Genomic DNA, 17,607 nt, shown 5'->3' with positions numbered 1-17,607 from the left:
GGTGGGGGTGGGAGGGGGTGGGAGGGGGAGGGGGTTAGGGGGAGTGGAGTTCTAGGACTAGGGATTCGGCGGGGTTCAGGCGGGGAGCCCGCAGGCCTACCGTCGAGAGCACCGCTCCGGAGGCGGTGACGCCGTCGCGCCAGGCCGGGTTGCGGGCGGATCCGCCCAGTTCCACGCTGACTTCGGGCAGCACCCGGACCTCGTACGTCCGCGCGGGGTCGAGGCCCGGCAGCCGTAGCGCCGGAGGCGCGAGGTCGAGCGGCGCGGTGAGCTGGGCGTAGCAGTAAACCGCGTGCGTGCCGTCGGCCGCGACGACGCCGTGCAGCCAGGCGGCCGGATCGGGGTGGTCGGCCCGGACCACGTCGCCGGTGTGCAGCAGCGGCCGCAGTCGCTTGTAGAGCGTGATCCACGCGGTCAGCTGCGCCAGCTCGGCCTCGCTGAGCGAGGTCAGGTCCCACTCCAGGCCGGCGTGGCCGAAGAGGGCGGTGGCCGCCCGGAACGGGAGGTCGGCGTACCGGCTGGTGGTGTGCGCGTGCGGCGGCCCGATGTGCGCCCCCATCAGCTCCGGCGGCAGCAGGAGACCGGTCCAGCGCTGGATCGCCTGGCGCTCCAGGGCGTCGTTGGTGTCCGAGGTCCAGACCCGATCGGTGTGCTCCAGGATGCCGTAGTCGATCCGCGCGCCGCCTCCCGAGCAGGACTCGATCTCCAGCTTCGGATGGCGTCGGCGTACCTCGGCGAGCAGGCTGTATACGGCCAGCGTCTGGGCGCGTACGCCCGCTCGCCCGGCGTGCACCGCCTCGACGAGGTCCCGGTTGTGATCCCACTTGATGTAGTCGATGCCGTACTCGGTCACCAGCGACGAGATGCGGTCGAGCAGGTACGCGTACGCGTCGGGGTGGGCGACGTCGAGGATGACCTGGTTCCGGGCGAGCACCGGCCAACGGCCCGGGGTGGCGAGGACCCAGTCGGGGTGCTCCTCGGCCAGCCGGGACCGCGGGTTCACCATCTCCGGCTCGAACCACAGCCCGACTTGCAGGCCCAGCCCGCGTACGTGGTCGACGAGGGGGTGCAGACCGTTCGGCCAGACCTCGGGGTCGACGTACCAGTCGCCCAGGCCGGCCTTGTCGTCCCGGCGGCCGAGGAACCAGCCGTCGTCCAGGACGAAACGTTCCACTCCGATCCGGGCCGCGACGTCGGCCAACGCCGTCAGCCGGTCGAGCCGGTGGTCGAAGTAGACGGCCTCCCAGGTGTTCAGCACGACCGGACGAGCACTGTGCGGATGGCTCGGCCGGGCACGCAGTTCCCGATGGAGAGCACTGCTCAACCCGTCGAGCCCGGCTGCCGAATAGGCGAAGTACGCCCAAGGACTCGCGTACGCCTCTCCCGACGCGAGGCGTACCTCGCCGGGAAGGAGCAGTTCACCGCCGCCGAGCAGGCTCACGCCGTCGGCGAACCGTTCGGCGGCGTGGACGTGGTCGCCACTCCATCCGATGTGGACTCCCCAGACTTCGCCGCTCCGGAAGCCGAAGCCCGGCGTACCCGCGATGAGCAGGCCCGTCGCGTCGTGCCCGGTATGCCCCCGGCGGTTCTCGCGTACGTGGGAGCCGTGCTGGAACTCCGACCGTTGCGGCTGCTTCTCCCGCGGCCAGCGGCCGGTGAAGTCGAGCAGCTCCCGAGCCTGCCCCGGCACCGGAAGCAGTGCTTCCAGCCGGTCGAGCGTCCAGACGCCGTCGCCGGAATTCGTCACCGTATGCCGGACTCGCACGACGCCTTGCGGGCTCAGCACCAGCTCGCTGACGACCTCGATCCCGGCTGCCGCGTCGGCGGACTCGACCACGATCCGGCCACCGCCGGCCGGGTCGACCTCGACCTGAGGTTCACCGGTCAGCGTCAACCGCTGGAACGGCCACGTGCCGTCGCGGTGACCGGCCAGCCCCGGCCGCCCCAGCCAGCCGTCGGCCTGCGCGGGCAGCAACGTGATCGGCATCGGCTCGTCGACCTGCAACGCGAACGGCTGCGTCGCGAGCGCGAAACCCTCCAGCGATCCCGGGTCGGCCCCCCAATGCAGCACGCGCGGCAGCTTCGGGCCGGACACGTCCAGCACCAGCGCCGAGTCGTTCGCCCGCAGGCACAGCAAGGTCATGACGGCGAGGATATCCGGGCCCGGCTCTCGGCGTACAAGTCAGGAACAGGCGGGACGCTCGACGAGTCGCGCGCCCGCCGGCGTGAGCAGATGGCACCGCTCGCGGCCGGCGTTCTGGGTGACCACGAGCCCGACCGCCCGCAGCACGGCGACGTGCTGGCTGACCGCGGCCAGCGACAGATCCGCGCGGCGCGCGAGTTGCGTGGTCGTCGCACCACCCGCGAGCATCAGGATTTTGACCAACTTCGCCCGGGTACGCCCCATGAGCGCGCCGAGCTGCTCATCCGCCTGATCCTCCAGCTCACAGCTCACCGGTTGGACCAGGACGACCTGTCCTTTGCGGCGCACGAGCATCGGATGGTGCCCGACGAAGACCGATGGCTGCACCAGCAACCCGCCCTCGCCGGCCACCACTTCGTCCGGCCCGGTGACGCGCAACGACGGCGGCGCCCAGCGAACATCCGGATGCAGCGTGCCGAGCAGACCGTCCAAGCCGCCGTCGAGCACCGCCCGGCCGAGCCGAACCCGCTCCGCGGCGACGAACTTCTCGATGCGATCCCAATACGGCTCGATCGCGGTGCGCTCGTACCCCGCGCGGTCGGTCACCTCCCGATACCGGAACCGCTGCGCCATCTCGCCATGCCAGTCGACGAAACAGGGCAACGACGGCCTGCGCAACATCCTCAGGCTGAGCTGGTACTCCAGCTCGGGATCGGCCCCTTGCGCGACGGTGACGCGGCCGAGATCCGCCGCAGACAGACGCAGCTCCATCCCAGGGGAACGCCCCAGACCCCCCGATCCGTTGCCCCTGGCCCTCTCCCCCTCGCTCGCTCCGCTCGCTCCCCGCCCGCTCGCGTGCCCGCCGCGTGCTCGCGTGCCCGCCGCGTGCTCGCTCGCGTGCTCGCCGCGTTGATCATGGAGTTAACTGTGGTCTCGACGGCGAGTCGAGGGTGCAAACTCCATGATCAACGCCACGGGGCCAACGCCACGGGGCCAACGCGGCGGGCGGCGGCGGGCGAGCGGGGCGAGCGGGGGGCGAGGGCGGGGTCAGCGGAGCGTCACCGGCAACCGAGTGACCCCGTGCATGAGGATGCCCGGCCGCCAGTCGAGCTCGTCGAGCGGAACCGCCGAACGCAGGTCGGGAAAGCGCCGGAGCAGCGCGGACACCGCGATCTGGCTTTCGAGCCGGGCGAGCGGAGCGCCGAGGCAGTAGTGGATGCCGTGGCCGAACGCGACGTGGCCGCCGGCGTCGGTCCGGGTGGGGTCGAATTCGTCGGCGGCGATGAACGCGTCGCCGTCGCGGTTCGCCGACAGCAGGGAGATGATGACGATCTCGTCGGCGGGGATCGTGATGTCGCCATAGGTGACGGGTTCGGTGGTCAGCCGGAGCGTCGAGGACTTCACCGGGCTTTCGTATCGCAGGATCTCTTCGATCGCGTCCGGCACCAGCGTGGGGTCGGCTCGCAGGTCCGCGGCCATCGACGGGCGCTGGAGCAGCACGTAGACCGCGTTGCCGATCAGGTTGACCGTGGTCTCGTGCCCGGCCAGCAGCAGCAGGAACACCACCGAGCTCAGCTCGTCGGCGGTCAGTCCCTCACCCGCGTCGCTGGCCTGGATCAGGCTGCTGAGCAGCGCGTCGTCGGGTTCGGCGCGCTTGCGGCCGATGAGGTCCGCCACGTAGTCCGCCGTGGCCGCGACCGCCTGGTACATCTGTTCCGGCGGCGCCGCCGGTCCGGCCACCATGGTGTTCGACCAGCCGCGGAACGCCTCCCGGTCGATCTCCGGTACGCCGATCAGCTCGCAGATGACGGTGAACGGCAACGGGAAGGCGAAGTCGTCGATGAGGTCCACGGTGTCGCGGCCGGCCAGCCCGGCGAGCAGATCGTCGGTGAGCTGTTCAATTCGCGGTCGCAGCGCTTCCACGCGGCGGGCGGTGAAGGACGCCGAGACCAGGCGGCGCAGCCGGGTGTGCTCGGGCGGGTCGAAGTTGAGCATGTGCTCGCTCATCGCCTTGCGTACGTCGACCGGGAAGGGGGAGCCGCCGTTGGTCCGCTGGGACAATGCCTGCTTGGACAGTCGTGGGTCGTTCAGCGCGCGCTTCACGTCGGCGTACCGCGTGATCAGCCAGCCGACTGCGGTAGGTCCGATCGGAATCTGGTGCGCTGGGCTGGATTGCCGCAGGTGGGCGAGGGTTTCGTGCGGGTTGGCGGCCGTCGATGTCATAGTCCCGAGTGTGTCACGGCACACAATATGTGTCGGCTGTGCCTGAAGGGTGATTTACGCCGACCGCCGCAAGTGGCATGCTGTCGCAGTCTCGCGGGGAGGAAAGAACATGTCAGGCGTTCAGGCGCTACGTCCGGGCGATGTGGTGGAAATCGCCGGATACAAGCTGCTGGGGCGTCTGGGCCAGGGTGGGATGGGCACGGTCTTCCTGGCTGAGTCGACGACCGGGCAGAAGGTCGCGCTCAAGGTCATCCAGGATCATCTGCTCGACCAGCCCGAGTTCCGGGCGCGGTTCAGTGGGGAAGTGGAGCGGGCGAAGAACGTCCCGCCGTTCTGCACTGCCGAGGTGCTGGACGCCGACCCCGAGCACGAGCCGCCCTACCTGGTCGTCGAGTACGTCGACGGTCCGACGTTGTCCGAGATCGTCCGCGAATCCGGCCCGGTGTCCGGGGCCGCCCTGCATTCGCTGGGCATCGGCATGGCGACCGCGCTGACCGCCATCCACAACTCCGGCGTCATCCACCGCGATCTCAAGCCGGCCAACGTGCTGCTGCCTCGCGGCGGCGTCAAGGTGATCGACTTCGGCCTCGCCCGGACCAGCACCGACGGCACCCAGCTCACCCAGACCGACCAGGTCATGGGCACCATCCCGTACATCGCGCCGGAGCGGCTCGGGCCGGTGGACCGGCCGATCTCCCCCGCCGCCGACGTCTTCGCCTGGGGCGCGGTCATGGTCTACGCCGCGACCGGGCACACGCCGTTCGGCGGTGACACCCCGGCCGCCACCGCCGTGCGGATCTTGTCCGAGGAGCCGAACCTCGACGGCGTGGGCGCGGCGTTGCGCGACGTCGTGGCGCAGACCCTCCAGAAGGATCCGGCCGTCCGGCCGACCGCTCGGGAGCTGCTGGATCGGCTGGTCTCGCTCGGCGCGACCTCCCACGTCTCCAAGGACGTCCTCCGCCCGGCCGCCGCCGCCCAGGCCATGGAGCCCACCTCGCTCGGCCTCCTCGGCGACGGCGAGGACACCGGTCCGATGGTCGTCTCGACGCGACGACGCCGGTCGCTCGTGCTCGTCGCCGGGCTCGCCTCGGTCGCGCTGCTCGCCGCCGGCGGCGTGTTCTTCTCCAGCTATCTGCTCAAGAAGACCGACGCGAACGCCAACACCCCGACCACGCCCACGCCCTCCCCGTCGGCCGTCGTGTCGGTGGCGGATTCGCCGTTGCCCACCGTCTCCCCCACCGCCGACCCGCTTCCCCAGCTCAAGGCCCCCCTCGGCTGGTACGAGATCATTCCGCCGAGCGCGCTCACGGCCCCGCAGTACTGGCAGGAAAGCACCGCGTGCAAGTTCAGCCCCGACGGCTACACCGCCGCCACGAACACCGGCGTCGCGCAATGCCACATCAATCCGCCCCGCGACGCCCGTGACGTCGCGGTCGGCGTCCGCCTCACCCTGGGCACGCCGAAGACCTGCGCCGCGTTGTGGTTCCGCTTCTCGCCCAAGACCGGCGGGTACGCGATCAGGCTGTGCCCGGATTCGGTGACCCTGTACGACTACCGGCCGCCCGCCAAGCCGGGCGGGAAGTGGACCTCGGTGAAGGTCAACGACTGGCCGCAGCCGGCCGGGACGTCGCTGGCCGTGAACGTGCCGATCAACGTCGAGATGGTCGTCGACGCCGATCGCGTCTCGCTGACCCTCAACGGCCGCCCGCAAGGCGCCCGACCACTGTCGCAATTGGACTCCGGTTCGGTGGCGATGGGGATCTACCAGCTCGGGACGGCCAAATCGGCGTACTCGGTGATGTTCACCGATTTCACCCTGTGGGAGGGACCGACGGTCACGGCCTCGCCGTCGCAGTCGGTCAGTCCCAGCTCGTCGCCGTCGCCGAAGGTCTCGAAGACCCCGAGCCGCAGCCCCACCGCGGGACCCACCGTCAGCCCGTGACGGGGTCGAATCGGGAAAACGGTTGCCTCCGACAATCGCCGGATTTCGCCCCGGAATCCGCCGTACGCTGGAAGAAATCGAACGGGGGTGACCTGCATGAACACCATCGAAGTGAAGTCGTTCGAGAAGCCCGACGAGACCCGGCCCTTCCAGGGCAACGGGATGGCCGACATCGTGATGCTCGGGGGCAAGCCGGTCGCACGGGGGACGTTCGAACCCGGCTGGAAGTGGTCGAAGAACGTCAAGCCGCTCGCTGGTACCGAGTTATGCGAGGTACAGCACCTCATCTACTTGTTGCAAGGCCGGATGGTCGTCCATATGAAGGACGGTTCCGAGCAGGAGCTGACACCGGGTGAGGTGGCTTTCGTCCTGCCCGGCCACGATGCCGAGGTGATCGGCAACGAGGCGTGCATCGCCCTGGACTTCGGCGAGATCGCGACGTACGCCAAGCCGAGCTGATCGTCGAACGAACGGAAGGCGTGGGCCGACGGGCCTACGCCTTCTTCGTGGGCCGGTCGGGCCTACTTGAGCCGATCGGCCCTTTTGGGCTGGTTCAGCCGGATCATGTTCCCGGCCGGATCGCGGAACGCACAGTCGCGTACGCCGTAAGGCTGGTCGGTCGGCTCCTCCAGCACCTCGGCCCCGGACGCCCGGATGTGCTCGAAGGCGGCGTCGACGTCGTCGGTCGTGAAGACCAGCCCGCGCAGCATGCCCTTGGCGAGCAGGTCCGCCTGCTTGTCTTTGTCCTCCGTCGAGGCCTCCGGATTGGAGTCGACGGTCTCGATCGTGATCTGCAGCTCCGGCTGACTCGGCGGGACGACCGTCACCCAGCGCATGCCCTCGAAGCTGACGTCGTTGCGGACCTCGAAGCCGAGCACGTCACGATAGAAGCCCAGGGCCTTCTCATGGTCGTCCACCAGAATGAAGCAGTGCGAAACCTTGATGTCCATGGCCGTCACGTTACGCTGACGACCCCGTCCGAGCGGTGCGGCTCGGCCGCGTACGCATCTTGGTGAAGCAGGCCGGAATAGCCGCCACCGCCTCGTGTCTCCTCGCCCGGTAAGCGCTCGGCGTCTCCCCGACCAGCTCGGTGAACCGTGAGCTGAACGAGCCGAGCGAGGTACAGCCGACCGCGAAGCAGACCTCGGTGACGCTCAGATCCCCGCGCCGCAGCAAAGCCTTCGCCCGCTCGATCCGGCGGGTCATCAGATAGCTGTAGGGCGTCTCCCCGAACGCGGCCCGGAAGCTCCGCGCGAAATGGCCCGGCGACATCAGCGCCTGCCGGGCGAGCGCGGGCACGTCGAGCGCCTCGGCGAAGTCACGGTCCATCCGGTCGCGCGCCCGCCGGAGCCGGACGAGGTCCTCCCGGTTCACCCGTCCAGCATCGCACGCCGGCCTCGATCCGACGCGCCAGCCGCCGCGTACACGGACGTTTGCATGCTGTGGCCGGGGCGACGAGACTGACCGGACCGGAGAGGGAGGCGCCAGATCTTGGGTAAGCGAGCCACGGCCGCGCTGACGGCGGCGAGCATGGCAGGAATCTTCCTGGTGAGCGGCTGTGCGTTCCGGGAGGCGATCTGCCCCTCCGACGAGTACGCGGTCGCGGCAGTGCACAGCACCACCGGCCGGACCTGTGTGAAGGACGGCCAATCGCCGCCGGCCGGCTACGTCCGGTTCCCCGAGGGCAAGGTGCCCAAGCACGTCGACGACGAGTGGGACCGGTACTGGCAGGATCACTCGCTCGACGAGAACGGCCGCGAGGTCAGCCCCTGACCGGCCCGGCCGTTGCGTGGAGCACCCGCTGTCAGCGCGCCGTGAGGACGCAGAACTGGTTGCCCTCCGGGTCGGCGAGGACGTTCCACACGACGTCACCCTGGCCGACGTCGGCGAAGGTCGCGCCGATGGCCTGCAGCCGGGCCACCTCGCCCGCTTGATCATCATCGGGGTACGGCGCCAGGTCGAGGTGCATGCGGTTCCCCACGGCCTCCGGACCCTGTGTGCGGATGAACTCCAGGTACGGGCCGACGCCCATGGCCGAACGCAGCCGCGCGAAGTCGTCGGTCACCTCGTGCACGGTCCAGTCCATCGCCTCGCCCCAGAACCGAGCCAAGGCCGGTGGGTTCGCGCAGTGGACGACCACCGCGGCGATCGGCCCGGTGTCCCGGTAGATCTCCCGCGGCTCGAGCACACAGAAGACGTTGCCCTCCGGGTCGGCCAGGACCGTCCACGGCACATCACCCTGGCCGACATCAGCGGGCGTCGCACCGAGGTCCGTCAACCGCGCGACCAACTCCGCCTGGTGGGCCGCCGAGGTGGTGGCGAGGTCGAGGTGCGCGCGGTACTTCACGTTCTCGGGGTCCGGGACGCTGACGACATCGATGCCGATACCGGCGGGGTCCGGGTAGACGAAGCCTGTGGGTTCGACGTTGGTCACACTGGGTCCTTCGCTGGAAAGGCCCCAGCCGAGCGCTTCCGCCCAGAACCGGCCAAGCGCCGAGTCATCCCGAGCCTTGAAGTTCACCTGAACAAGTCGCAGCGGCACGTGCCGATCATAAAGCTAGAGATCATGGGGCTGCGACGGTACCGGCGGAGGAAAGATGCTCGGCGCCGGCCGACTGCGGCAGTGGAAGCACACCTGTGCGCAACTGCGGGTTGAGCCGTGCGATGAGGCCGATGCCGACCAGGCAGGCGAGGCCGCCGAGCAGTAGCGACGCACCACCCGAGGTGAACGCCGCGACGGCGCCCGCGCGTACGCCGCCCAACTCGGGACCGGCCACGCCGACGATGTGCTCCAGCGAGGCGACACGGCCACGATAAGTGTCTGGAGTGGATGCCTGGACCACGGTTCCCCGCGAGACCACCGCCCAGGTGTCCGCGCCGCCGGCCAGCGCGAGCAGCGCGAGTACCACCACCAGGTGATCGGCCACTCCCACCAGCGCGAGTGCGCCACCCCAGACCGCTCCGCACACAAGCAATATCGTCCCCGGACGCGCACCGCGCGTTGCGAGGCCGGAGAGCATGGACGCGATCAGGCCGCCCACGGCGACCGACGTCAGGAAAAGTCCGAGCACACGCGGCGAACCTCCGAATTTCTCCTCGTTGATGGCGGGGAAGAGGGCGACGGGCATCGCCAGGACGGTCGCACTCAGATCGGCCAGCAACGCGCCGCGTACGAGCGGGGTGCGGATCGTGAATCGCAGCCCCTCCCAGACGGCAGACATCCCCGGCCGACCATCGGGGGCCGTCGCCGCAGGCGGCAGGCCACGCAGACCCAGCAGCGCCGCCACGAACGTGGCCGCGTCGAGGAGAAAGCAGACCTCGCTCCCCCACGCGGCCGTGATCACACCGGCCAGGGCCGGACCGAGCAGCATCGACAACTGGAAGGACATGTGGTTGAGCGCGAGGCCGGCCGCGAGCCGATCGGCGGGCAGCATCTGCGTGACGATGGCGCGGCGCGCCGGTGACCCGACTGCGGAGAGCCCGGCAGCGACGGCGGTAAGCGCGAACATCGCCCAGACCTGCCCGAAAGCGGCCGCTGCGGCGAAGAGCACACTGGTCGCGATCTGCCCGAGAGTGGCACTCCGAGCGAGCCGCACTCGGTCAAGATGATCGATGAAGGCGCTGCCGACCAGTGCGAGCGTGATCAGCGGGATCGCCGCGAAGAGGCCGATCAAACCGACATAGAACGGGTTGTGCGTGGAGTCCCAGACGCTGAAGGCGACGGCGAACGTCGTGAGGTTGCTGCCGAAGCCGGACGCGGTGGTGCCAAGCCACAGTCGGCGGAAGGCTCGCTGCTCGCGGAGCGGTCCGATATCGACCAGCGCCTTCATCGTGCCGGCCGCAGGTTGTCATGGAGACGCTGGATGAACGTCCGCCGGGCGACGGCCGCGCGGATGTCGCTGGTCATCGCGTAGGGGATCTCCCGCTCCACCTCGGCGATCGCCGACTCCGTCGCCCGCCACCCCGCCTTGAGCAACGGCATCGCCTCGCACGCCTTCGTCGTCAGCTTGATCCGCCGCATCCTGGCGTCCTCGCTCGGCGCGTCGTCGACCAGCTCCTCCTGACGCATCGCGGCGATGGTCTGGCTCGTCGCCGAGTGGGTGACCTTCATGGGCTCACTGTAACAGCACTTATATAAGTGCCGTTACAGTTGGCATGACGACTCGGGGCGCTCAGCCGGCGACGGCACCGATGACGATGACCGCCAGGCCCAAGACGATGGAGACCCCGCCCATGAAGCGGGTGATCCCCGGGTTCTTCGCAGCGATGCGCAGCGGCTTGACGTGCTCGAAGCGGTCACCGACTCGGTACGACCACCAAATTCTGGCCACGCCGATGAGGACGAAAAGGAGACCGACGAGCAGCGACCCCCACGGGCCGAGCTGCTGTCGAGGCTCAGCGGTCTCGAAGCTCATGAGGCTGTTGATAGCAGGCGGAGCCGACTACGGTCGACCGCCTTCTCGCCGGTCGGCGCAACGCCGACGCCCTGAATCGGCCGAAGTGGCACGGATGTGGCACGCAGGGCATCAGAGGAAGCGAAATCAGAAACGCCCTGGCTGGAGGCTAAGCCTCTGACCAGGGCGTCTTGGTACTTACTACGGGTGGAGACGAGGGGACTCGAACCCCTGACCCCCACACTGCCAGTGTGGTGCGCTACCAGCTGCGCCACGTCCCCGCAGGTCGCTCGGTCGCCCGAGCACTCGCACGATATTACACGGCCGCCGACCAACGGCGAAATCGGGTATGACTAGTTCAGCGACGGGTCGGACGGGTAGTGGGCGACCGCCGCGAGCAGGCCGCCCTGGCGCCGCCACACCATGCCCCAGAGATCATCCGGCCGGGCGGAGAAGGCGTCGGAGGGCAGCGACTGGCAGACGTGCCAGGAGCCGGTCGCGATCTCCCCTTCCAGCTGGCCGGGTTCCCAGCCGGCGTACCCGGCGAAGACCCGGACGGTGTCGAGGCGCTCGCGCATGCCGGCCGGATCGCGGGACAGGTCGACGGTCCCTATCTGGCCGACGACCCGGCTGAAGCCGAGAAACCCGGCGACCCCGGAGCGCGCGCGGGCGACGCAGATCGCCGAGTCGGGCTGGACCGGGCCTCCCTCGAACAGGACCGCCGGATCGGGGGTGAGGCTCTCCCAACCGGGCAGGACTTCGCGGACGGACGTGCCGGTCGCGCGGTTGAGGACGACACCGAGGGCGCCTGACTGCTCGTGACCGAGGATCAGGACGACGCTGCGCTCGAAGTTGGGATCGCGCAGGCCGGGCGTAGCGACCAGCAGATGACCCGTCAGCTCCATGCGCTCCACGCCCGATGTCATGGCTTGCACCATATCCGTCCGCCCCGGTTGCGGATAAGGTCATGCTCCATGAGCCGGAGCGCAGACCTCGCAGTGATCGGCGGATCAGGACTATATGCACTGCTCCCCGACGCGGTCGAGCAGAAAGTCGACACTCCTTACGGAGACCCGTCCGACGTGATCACGATCGCTGATGTGGGGGGCCGGAGCGTCGCTTTCCTGCCGCGGCACGGGCGTGATCATCGGCTGCCGCCGCACCGGATCAACTACCGCGCGAACCTGTGGGCGCTGCGGTCGCTGGGCGTACGCCAGATCCTGGCCCCGTGCGCGGTCGGCGGGCTGCGGCCGGAGTTGGGGCCGGGCACGTTCGTCCTGCCGGACCAGGTGATCGACCGCACCACGTCCCGCGTACGCACCTTCTTCGACGTCGGGGCGGTGCATGTGAACTACGCCGACCCGTACTGCCCGGCGGGGCGGTCGGCGGTGCTGCGTACGGCGGCGGAACGGGATCACGCGATCGTCGACGGCGGCACGATGTTCGTCATCGAGGGACCGCGGTTCTCGACCCGGGCCGAGTCGCGCTCGTACACCGCTGCGGGCGGCAGTGTGATCAACATGACTGGCGAGCCCGAGGCGACCCTCGCCCGGGAACTGGGGCTCTGCTACACCTCGATCGCGCTCGTGACGGATCTGGATGCGGGGGTCGAGGGCGACCACGGAGTCACACAGGAAGAGGTCTTCCGAGTCTTCCGGGAGAACACCGAACGGCTGCGTGATCTACTAGTCGCCACGCTCGCGCAGCTGCCGGCGGAGCGCACGTGCCCGTGCCCGTCCACTCTGGACGGCCTGACGCTTCCGTTCGAGCTGCCCTGATCGGATAATCGCCACCCGGTCGGCGATCACCCGGCCGGGAAGCACACCGCCGGGAAGAGTCAGCCCGGCTCGCCGAGGTCCGTGCAGTAGGCCTCGTAGAGCAGATTCGCGCCACGTTGGCGATGGGAACTGACGTCCTCGACGATGTCGCGGGCCCAGTCCCGTAAGCGGTCGACGTCCACCGGCTCGGTCGGCGGCGAGGCGTCCAATGCGGCCAGGATCGCTCGATGGTCCTCGACGAGGGCTTGTACGCCCGGCGCCAGCCGTGGCGCGTCCCGCAGCACTTTCGCGTACGCACCGCCGGGACCTTCGGTGTCGCGTACGTGGGCGAGCAGTTCTTCGCGGAGGGCTTGTACTCCGGCGACGACCCGATGGGTCCAGCCGTCCCCGGCGGGTGGCATCGCCACCGTCTTGGCCAGGCCTCCAACGGCGAGTGGAAGTTCGTACGACATCCCGCACCTCCCCGGAACAGCGGGGCTGGAACTTCGATGGTCCCGCGCTCCGGCCGCGCTGTCCAGGGGTGAGGTGGGTCAACCGTGGCGTTGATCATGGAGTTTCCAGTCCCGACACACCGTCGAGACCACGGTTAACTCCATGATCAACGCGTGAAGGGGGGTGGGTTAGGACTGGGTGTGGCCGAGGGGGCCGCTGACGGCGGTGGCGATCGCGGCTTCGGCGTCGGCCGGCACGCCGGCTCCGACGACGTACACCGTGTCGATCGAACCAGACGTCTTGACCAGCCACTGCTTGGTCGCGTCGTCCACACCGGACGGACCGACCAGGAGCACCTGCCCGCCGAACGTGTGGGCGAGCGCGATCGCGAGCGCGGTCTCGATCGGGGAGGCGGGGTCGGCCGCGACCGCGACCCGCGGGCCGCCAGACAGCAGGTCGGCCAGTGTGGCCACCGCGGAGTCGCCTTCGACGGCGACCGGGATGACCTCGGTCTTCGAGGACTTGCCGGGCCAGCCGCCCGCGAGCGCCTGCTGCGCGGCGCTGCCGATCGCGTACACCTCGGAGCCCTCATAGAGCCCCTGGAGCGCCGTCTTCGTAGCGGCGGGCAGGGTGGAGCCGTCGGTGAAGAGGATGCCGCCCGTGTTGGCCACACCGGCGACGGCGGCGGTCAGCTTGGCGTCCTTGCTGTCCACGACGTAGACGTTGTCGATGTAACGCACTTCCTTGGCAGCGGCCGCGGCGAGGGCGACGGGGTCCGCGCCGGTGATGCGCTGGGTGCGGTAGCCAGCCTTCTTGAGGGCCGACTCGGTCGCGGCCGACACCACGTCCGTCCCGCCGACCAGGTAAACGGTCGGTCCGTCGAACGACTTGTCGATCTTGCCGAAGATCCGGGTCAGCTCCTCCTGGACCGGCGCGTCCAGGTTCGGGCCGGAGGTGAACAGCGTCGGGCCGTGCGCCGCCCAGGACAGCTGCGCGGCGAGCAGGGCGGTCTCGGGCTTCGCGGCCGACGTGAGGACCGCCCCGTTCGCCGGGTGCACGTCCTCGGTCTGCATGTACTGCTTCATCGTCGGGTAGCGCAGCTTGGACGCGGCGATGGACATCGCCACCGGGTCCGCGCCGGTCACCCGGGACACCTTGTCGCGGGCCACCGGCAGGTAGGCGGCCACTCCCGGGGTCGCGGACACCTCCTGCTTGTCGCCACCGGCCGCGGCCACGCTCTCGATGCCCGTCGAGGTCGAGTACGCCACCCGCTTGCCGTCGGCCGACCAGACGAGGTGGCTGGGCGACTGGGCGCCGGTGGTGATCGTGTGGGGCTTCGAGGTCTTCTTCTGGCTGAACTCGACGGCTGCGACGGCGACCTGACCGTCCTTGGCCACGTACGCGACCTGCTTGCCGTCGGGCGACAGCGCCGGGTCCTTACCGGCGGCGATCTTGGTGCCGTACGGCTCCCGCTGGTTGACGTCGATGACCCAGACGTCGCTGCCCTTCGAGGTCGTCGCCGTGTACGCCACCTCGCCCACCCCGGCCACGAACTCGGTGCCGATCACGGCGTTGGCCTCGGCCGCCCCGGTCTCGGGCAGGTCCGGGCCGAGGTACGCCTCGGTGACCGTCTCCTTCCGAGTCGTGACGACGGAGCCGTTGGAACCGACCTGCATCAGCCGGGAGACGCCCTTGGCGTCGGTCTCGGTGAACAGGATTCGGTAGCCGAACCAGGTCGGCTCCGACCGGGTGGCCCCCGCCTTCGCCTTGGTGACCGCGACGCGGCTACTGCCGTCGGGCCGGCTGGTCGAGATGTTGCCGTCCCCGTCGACGAACGCGATCCGGCTGCCGTCGGGCGACCAGGCGGCGTCCTTGACCGTCGTCGGGAAGGTGACCTTGCGGTCGCCGATCCGCACGACGGCGGTGCCGTCCGAGATGAGCACGGCGCCGGCCGTGATGGCCGGGGTGGACGAGGCGCTCGGTTCGGCCCCGGGGTCCTTCTTCTCCCCGCAGGCGGCGAGGACGGCGACCGAGGCGATGAGGACAGCAGCAGTGGCGGCCCGCTGACGGGCGAGCAGAGTACGCATTGATTCTCCTGGCTGAGGGGCACCGCATCCCCGAACTCACGGCGGATGCCGAGCGGAACGGTATCAGCGAACGTCCAGATAGGTGGTGAAGCGGCGGGTCGCCGATTCCTCATCCGACAGGAGATAGTCCGGGCACTCGGGCGTTGCCGCGGTGGATTGCGAGATAGCCGACACCAACACCGGCAACTGTTCCTCGCCACTGTCGTGCGGCAGGAACTCGACGACGTCGACGAACCGGAACATCATGACGTCGGCGTACCGGAATTCAAGGCTCCCGAAGCCGACGACGGCCCCGCCCGCGCTCTTGCGTTCGCCCCGCACCATGCCGGCGTGGGTGCCGTCCTGGCCGCGCCGGGCGGTCGACTGGGCGAGGTAGGGGCAGACGACGGCGGCGTACAGCATGCAGTCGCGATGCCCCGGAGCCTCCACAGTGGCCGCCTCGTTCCGGTACGCCCGCCCGGCCGCCATCGCCGCCGCGATGGCCTCCGCCTCGGCCCCGCCGACCACTCGCCAGACCGGTCCGGCTGCCATCGGCGTACCACAGATGGAGCAACGCCGTTCCACCGCGCAGAGATAGCTGCGCGCGGTGCCGGTGGCCGCGAAGCGTGGCTGCCCGTCGGCCCAGGGGGTGATCGCGAGGACCGGGTAGCCGCGATCGTCGCGGGGGCGGGCCGCGACGGCGGCGGGCATGGGAACGTCGGCCGGGCGCACCAGCCAGTTCCTACCGGCCGGCGCGATCCGCGTCAAGACCGGGCGGGGCAGACCACCAGATCACTCGGCGCCGGCACGCGGGCCTGATCGGAGCAGTCGAAGCGCGCCGCTATCAGCCCCTGGACCTCCGCGTCGGCCCTGGTGACGCGGAACCACGAGGAGCTGATGACCACATAGCGCGCGGTCTTGTCGTCGGTCAGGCAGCGCAGGTTGTCGCTGTAGCTGGGATAGTCGCGGACCTGGGGCAGATAGGTGCTGCGCTGCAACCACTGCGGCGAGGGATAGCGGCAGGCCGTCGGATTTCCCATCTTGTACGCGACGTTGCCGAACGCCAGGTACAGCACGGGGGTGTCCCGGCCGAGCCGAGTGCTCAAGCCGTCGAACGCCGAGTTGTCGACCCCGAGGCCGTTCCAGGCGTTGGCGTTGTAGCCGCTGAAGGCGTACGCGCTGCCCGGGAGGCTGGCCGGCAGCATGGCCAGGGTCGCTGCGGCCGTCCCGGCGACCGCCGTCCACCGGCTGGGCTGATCCGTGCGAGCACCTCGGGCGGCGAGACCGGCCCAGACGGCGATCAACACCGCGCCCAGCAGGTACGCCTTCGAGACCAGGCCGAGCTGCGTCAACCGCCAGTCGACGGGTTGCCGCAGCAGGACGGCGCTCGCGAGCGAAGCGGCGAGCAGCCCGATCCCCAGCGGCAGCCGGGCTCGCCGATTCGCGCCGAAGGCGGCTCCCCAGACGCCGGCCGCGAGCACGGGCACCACCGCGAAGTGGTACATGAACCACTCGCCTTGGGCGTACGCCGAGGAGACGGACAGCCCGGCGATCACCACAGCCAGGGCGTAGTACCGGAGACGGCGGCGAGCCAGGACGACCACCGCCGCCGGTGCGAGCACCACGATCGGGCTCACGATCATGACGTCGTACGCCGCCTTCCGGAAGCTCCGGAAGTCGGTCAGGTTGGGCGCGTGGTGGATCGGCGAGTTGTGCACCAACGCGGCCTGGTCGTTGAACCAGATCCACTCCCAGGGCAGGAACTGTTTCGTCAGGACGTACCAGATTCCGGTGAAGGCGATCGCCGCCACGGCCGTCCACAGCGCCCGGCGTACGCACAACACCGCGATCAGCAGCAGCGCGATCACCGCGATAGGGGCGGTCGCGAGCTTCACGGCGATGGTCAGGAACGTGGCGAAGCCGCCCAGCAGCGCACCGAGCCACCAGCGGCGAGGCGCACCCGCCGCCCCGACCGCCAGCACCCCGGCCACCACCGCGACCCAGTCCGGCTGCAGGTAATGCCAGGGCGGTGAGATCAGCAGCGCGGCCGTCGTCGCGAGAGCACTCACCGCGGCGACCGCGGGGCGGCAGAACCGGCGCAGCCCGAGATACAGCACGATCCCGATCAGGATGATCACGAGGTCGGCTTCCAGCCGGACGATCGCGTTCCGCGCGGCGAACGAGTCGGCGCCCGGCAGGAGATCCCGGAAGCCGTCGAGGCCCGCCAGGAACAGCCGGTACGCGATGGGCCGCGCGACGAAGACGTCCCAGACGCTCACCCCGCCGCGGCCGGCGGCTTCGAGCCCGCTGAGCGCGTACGCGACGTCGCCGTTGAGCGGCAGCCACAACGTCAGCAGCAGGGCGGGCAGCAGCGCGAGCGCGGGCAGCCACCGCGTCCGGTTCCGCATCTTCGCCGCCCGCGCCGGCCCGTCTTGCCCGGCTGCGGCGGTGGTTTCCTTGCCCGCCTCGGCGGGGTCACTGAGCGTCACGTCCGACTCCGTCGAAAGGCCTGGTCAGGAACCGACGTCACGGTAAGTTAGTCGCCTTGCTGTTTCCTGGGCGTCAACTCACCAGTTGACCAATGAGAGCATTATTCACCGATTTGACCGGTGTGACGGGGATAACGGGA

At 69.7% G+C, this 17,607-nt stretch carries 18 protein-coding genes and 1 tRNA gene; 4 read left to right on the top strand and 15 right to left on the bottom strand.

Annotation, left to right across the window (positions count from 1 at the left end):
- Positions 1 to 34: 34 nt before the first annotated feature.
- From AB0M47_RS17885 to AB0M47_RS17875, 3 genes are all read right to left on the bottom strand, one after another.
- Positions 35 to 2,143 carry an alpha-galactosidase gene (locus AB0M47_RS17885; RefSeq protein ID WP_363414484.1) on the bottom strand — a complete coding sequence of 703 codons (2,109 nt, stop codon included), beginning with the start codon at positions 2,141 to 2,143 and terminating at the stop codon, positions 35 to 37.
- Positions 2,144 to 2,182: 39 nt separating this feature from the next.
- The gene (locus AB0M47_RS17880; protein WP_363414481.1) at positions 2,183 to 2,914 is read right to left on the bottom strand and encodes a winged helix-turn-helix domain-containing protein; all 732 of its coding nucleotides are present in this window, start codon (positions 2,912 to 2,914) and stop codon (positions 2,183 to 2,185) included.
- Between the two features lie 276 nt (positions 2,915 to 3,190).
- On the bottom strand, positions 3,191 to 4,366 hold the full coding sequence (locus AB0M47_RS17875; protein ID WP_363414478.1) for a cytochrome P450: 1,176 nt from the start codon (positions 4,364 to 4,366) through the stop codon (positions 3,191 to 3,193).
- 109 nt (positions 4,367 to 4,475) lie between these two features.
- Between AB0M47_RS17875 and AB0M47_RS17870 the strand changes: the two genes are divergently transcribed.
- Together AB0M47_RS17870 and AB0M47_RS17865 are read left to right on the top strand one after the other, a co-directional pair.
- A complete protein-coding gene (locus tag AB0M47_RS17870; protein ID WP_363414475.1) occupies positions 4,476 to 6,308 on the top strand; it encodes a serine/threonine-protein kinase in 1,833 nt (610 codons plus the stop codon).
- A 96-nt stretch (positions 6,309 to 6,404) separates the two neighbouring features.
- A complete protein-coding gene (locus tag AB0M47_RS17865) occupies positions 6,405 to 6,767 on the top strand; it encodes a cupin domain-containing protein (RefSeq protein ID WP_253760294.1) in 363 nt (120 codons plus the stop codon).
- A gap of 62 nt (positions 6,768 to 6,829) precedes the next feature.
- Here AB0M47_RS17865 and AB0M47_RS17860 read toward each other — a convergent pair whose 3' ends face one another.
- Both AB0M47_RS17860 and AB0M47_RS17855 read right to left on the bottom strand, forming a co-directional pair.
- Positions 6,830 to 7,258, bottom strand: a complete 429-nt coding sequence (locus tag AB0M47_RS17860; protein ID WP_363414472.1) for a VOC family protein — start codon at positions 7,256 to 7,258, stop codon at positions 6,830 to 6,832.
- 10 nt (positions 7,259 to 7,268) lie between these two features.
- Positions 7,269 to 7,637 (bottom strand): helix-turn-helix transcriptional regulator, encoded by a 369-nt coding sequence (locus tag AB0M47_RS17855; protein ID WP_363414490.1) that lies wholly within the window; start codon positions 7,635 to 7,637, stop codon positions 7,269 to 7,271.
- A 162-nt stretch (positions 7,638 to 7,799) separates the two neighbouring features.
- Between AB0M47_RS17855 and AB0M47_RS17850 the strand changes: the two genes are divergently transcribed.
- The gene (locus AB0M47_RS17850) at positions 7,800 to 8,081 is read left to right on the top strand and encodes a hypothetical protein (protein WP_363414469.1); all 282 of its coding nucleotides are present in this window, start codon (positions 7,800 to 7,802) and stop codon (positions 8,079 to 8,081) included.
- Between the two features lie 31 nt (positions 8,082 to 8,112).
- On the opposite strand, the gene AB0M47_RS17845 is transcribed toward AB0M47_RS17850, so the two are convergent.
- From AB0M47_RS17845 to AB0M47_RS17820, 6 genes are all read right to left on the bottom strand, one after another.
- On the bottom strand, positions 8,113 to 8,850 hold the full coding sequence (locus AB0M47_RS17845; protein WP_363414466.1) for a VOC family protein: 738 nt from the start codon (positions 8,848 to 8,850) through the stop codon (positions 8,113 to 8,115).
- Positions 8,851 to 8,872: 22 nt separating this feature from the next.
- Positions 8,873 to 10,138, bottom strand: coding sequence for an MFS transporter (locus AB0M47_RS17840; RefSeq protein ID WP_363414463.1), 1,266 nt, complete (start codon positions 10,136 to 10,138; stop codon positions 8,873 to 8,875).
- On the bottom strand, positions 10,135 to 10,419 hold the full coding sequence (locus AB0M47_RS17835; RefSeq protein ID WP_363414460.1) for a hypothetical protein: 285 nt from the start codon (positions 10,417 to 10,419) through the stop codon (positions 10,135 to 10,137). Before AB0M47_RS17835 ends, AB0M47_RS17840 begins: the two co-directional genes overlap by 4 nt.
- Before the next feature lie 61 nt (positions 10,420 to 10,480).
- The gene (locus tag AB0M47_RS17830) at positions 10,481 to 10,723 is read right to left on the bottom strand and encodes a hypothetical protein (RefSeq protein WP_363414457.1); all 243 of its coding nucleotides are present in this window, start codon (positions 10,721 to 10,723) and stop codon (positions 10,481 to 10,483) included.
- A 187-nt stretch (positions 10,724 to 10,910) separates the two neighbouring features.
- Positions 10,911 to 10,983 (bottom strand) — tRNA-Ala (locus tag AB0M47_RS17825).
- A 72-nt stretch (positions 10,984 to 11,055) separates the two neighbouring features.
- Positions 11,056 to 11,628 carry a YqgE/AlgH family protein gene (locus AB0M47_RS17820; RefSeq protein ID WP_253760282.1) on the bottom strand — a complete coding sequence of 191 codons (573 nt, stop codon included), beginning with the start codon at positions 11,626 to 11,628 and terminating at the stop codon, positions 11,056 to 11,058.
- 48 nt (positions 11,629 to 11,676) lie between these two features.
- Between AB0M47_RS17820 and AB0M47_RS17815 the strand changes: the two genes are divergently transcribed.
- Positions 11,677 to 12,480 (top strand): S-methyl-5'-thioadenosine phosphorylase, encoded by an 804-nt coding sequence (locus AB0M47_RS17815; RefSeq protein WP_363414454.1) that lies wholly within the window; start codon positions 11,677 to 11,679, stop codon positions 12,478 to 12,480.
- Between the two features lie 59 nt (positions 12,481 to 12,539).
- Here the strand turns inward: AB0M47_RS17815 and AB0M47_RS17810 are convergent, their stop codons facing one another.
- From AB0M47_RS17810 to AB0M47_RS17795, 4 genes are all read right to left on the bottom strand, one after another.
- Positions 12,540 to 12,932, bottom strand: coding sequence for a hypothetical protein (locus AB0M47_RS17810; RefSeq protein ID WP_363414451.1), 393 nt, complete (start codon positions 12,930 to 12,932; stop codon positions 12,540 to 12,542).
- 168 nt (positions 12,933 to 13,100) lie between these two features.
- Entirely contained in the window at positions 13,101 to 14,999 is a 1,899-nt protein-coding gene (locus AB0M47_RS17805; RefSeq protein ID WP_363414449.1) for a cell wall-binding repeat-containing protein, read from the bottom strand.
- A 63-nt stretch (positions 15,000 to 15,062) separates the two neighbouring features.
- Positions 15,063 to 15,710 (bottom strand): hypothetical protein, encoded by a 648-nt coding sequence (locus AB0M47_RS17800; protein ID WP_363414446.1) that lies wholly within the window; start codon positions 15,708 to 15,710, stop codon positions 15,063 to 15,065.
- 32 nt (positions 15,711 to 15,742) lie between these two features.
- A complete protein-coding gene (locus AB0M47_RS17795) occupies positions 15,743 to 17,467 on the bottom strand; it encodes a hypothetical protein (RefSeq protein WP_363414444.1) in 1,725 nt (574 codons plus the stop codon).
- Between the last annotated feature and the right edge of the window lie 140 nt (positions 17,468 to 17,607).

The organism is Hamadaea sp. NPDC051192 (assembly GCF_040682475.1).
Taxonomy (GTDB): Bacteria; Actinomycetota; Actinomycetes; order Mycobacteriales; family Micromonosporaceae; genus Hamadaea; species Hamadaea flava.
This window is presented reverse-complemented; position numbering and strand designations above follow the sequence as displayed.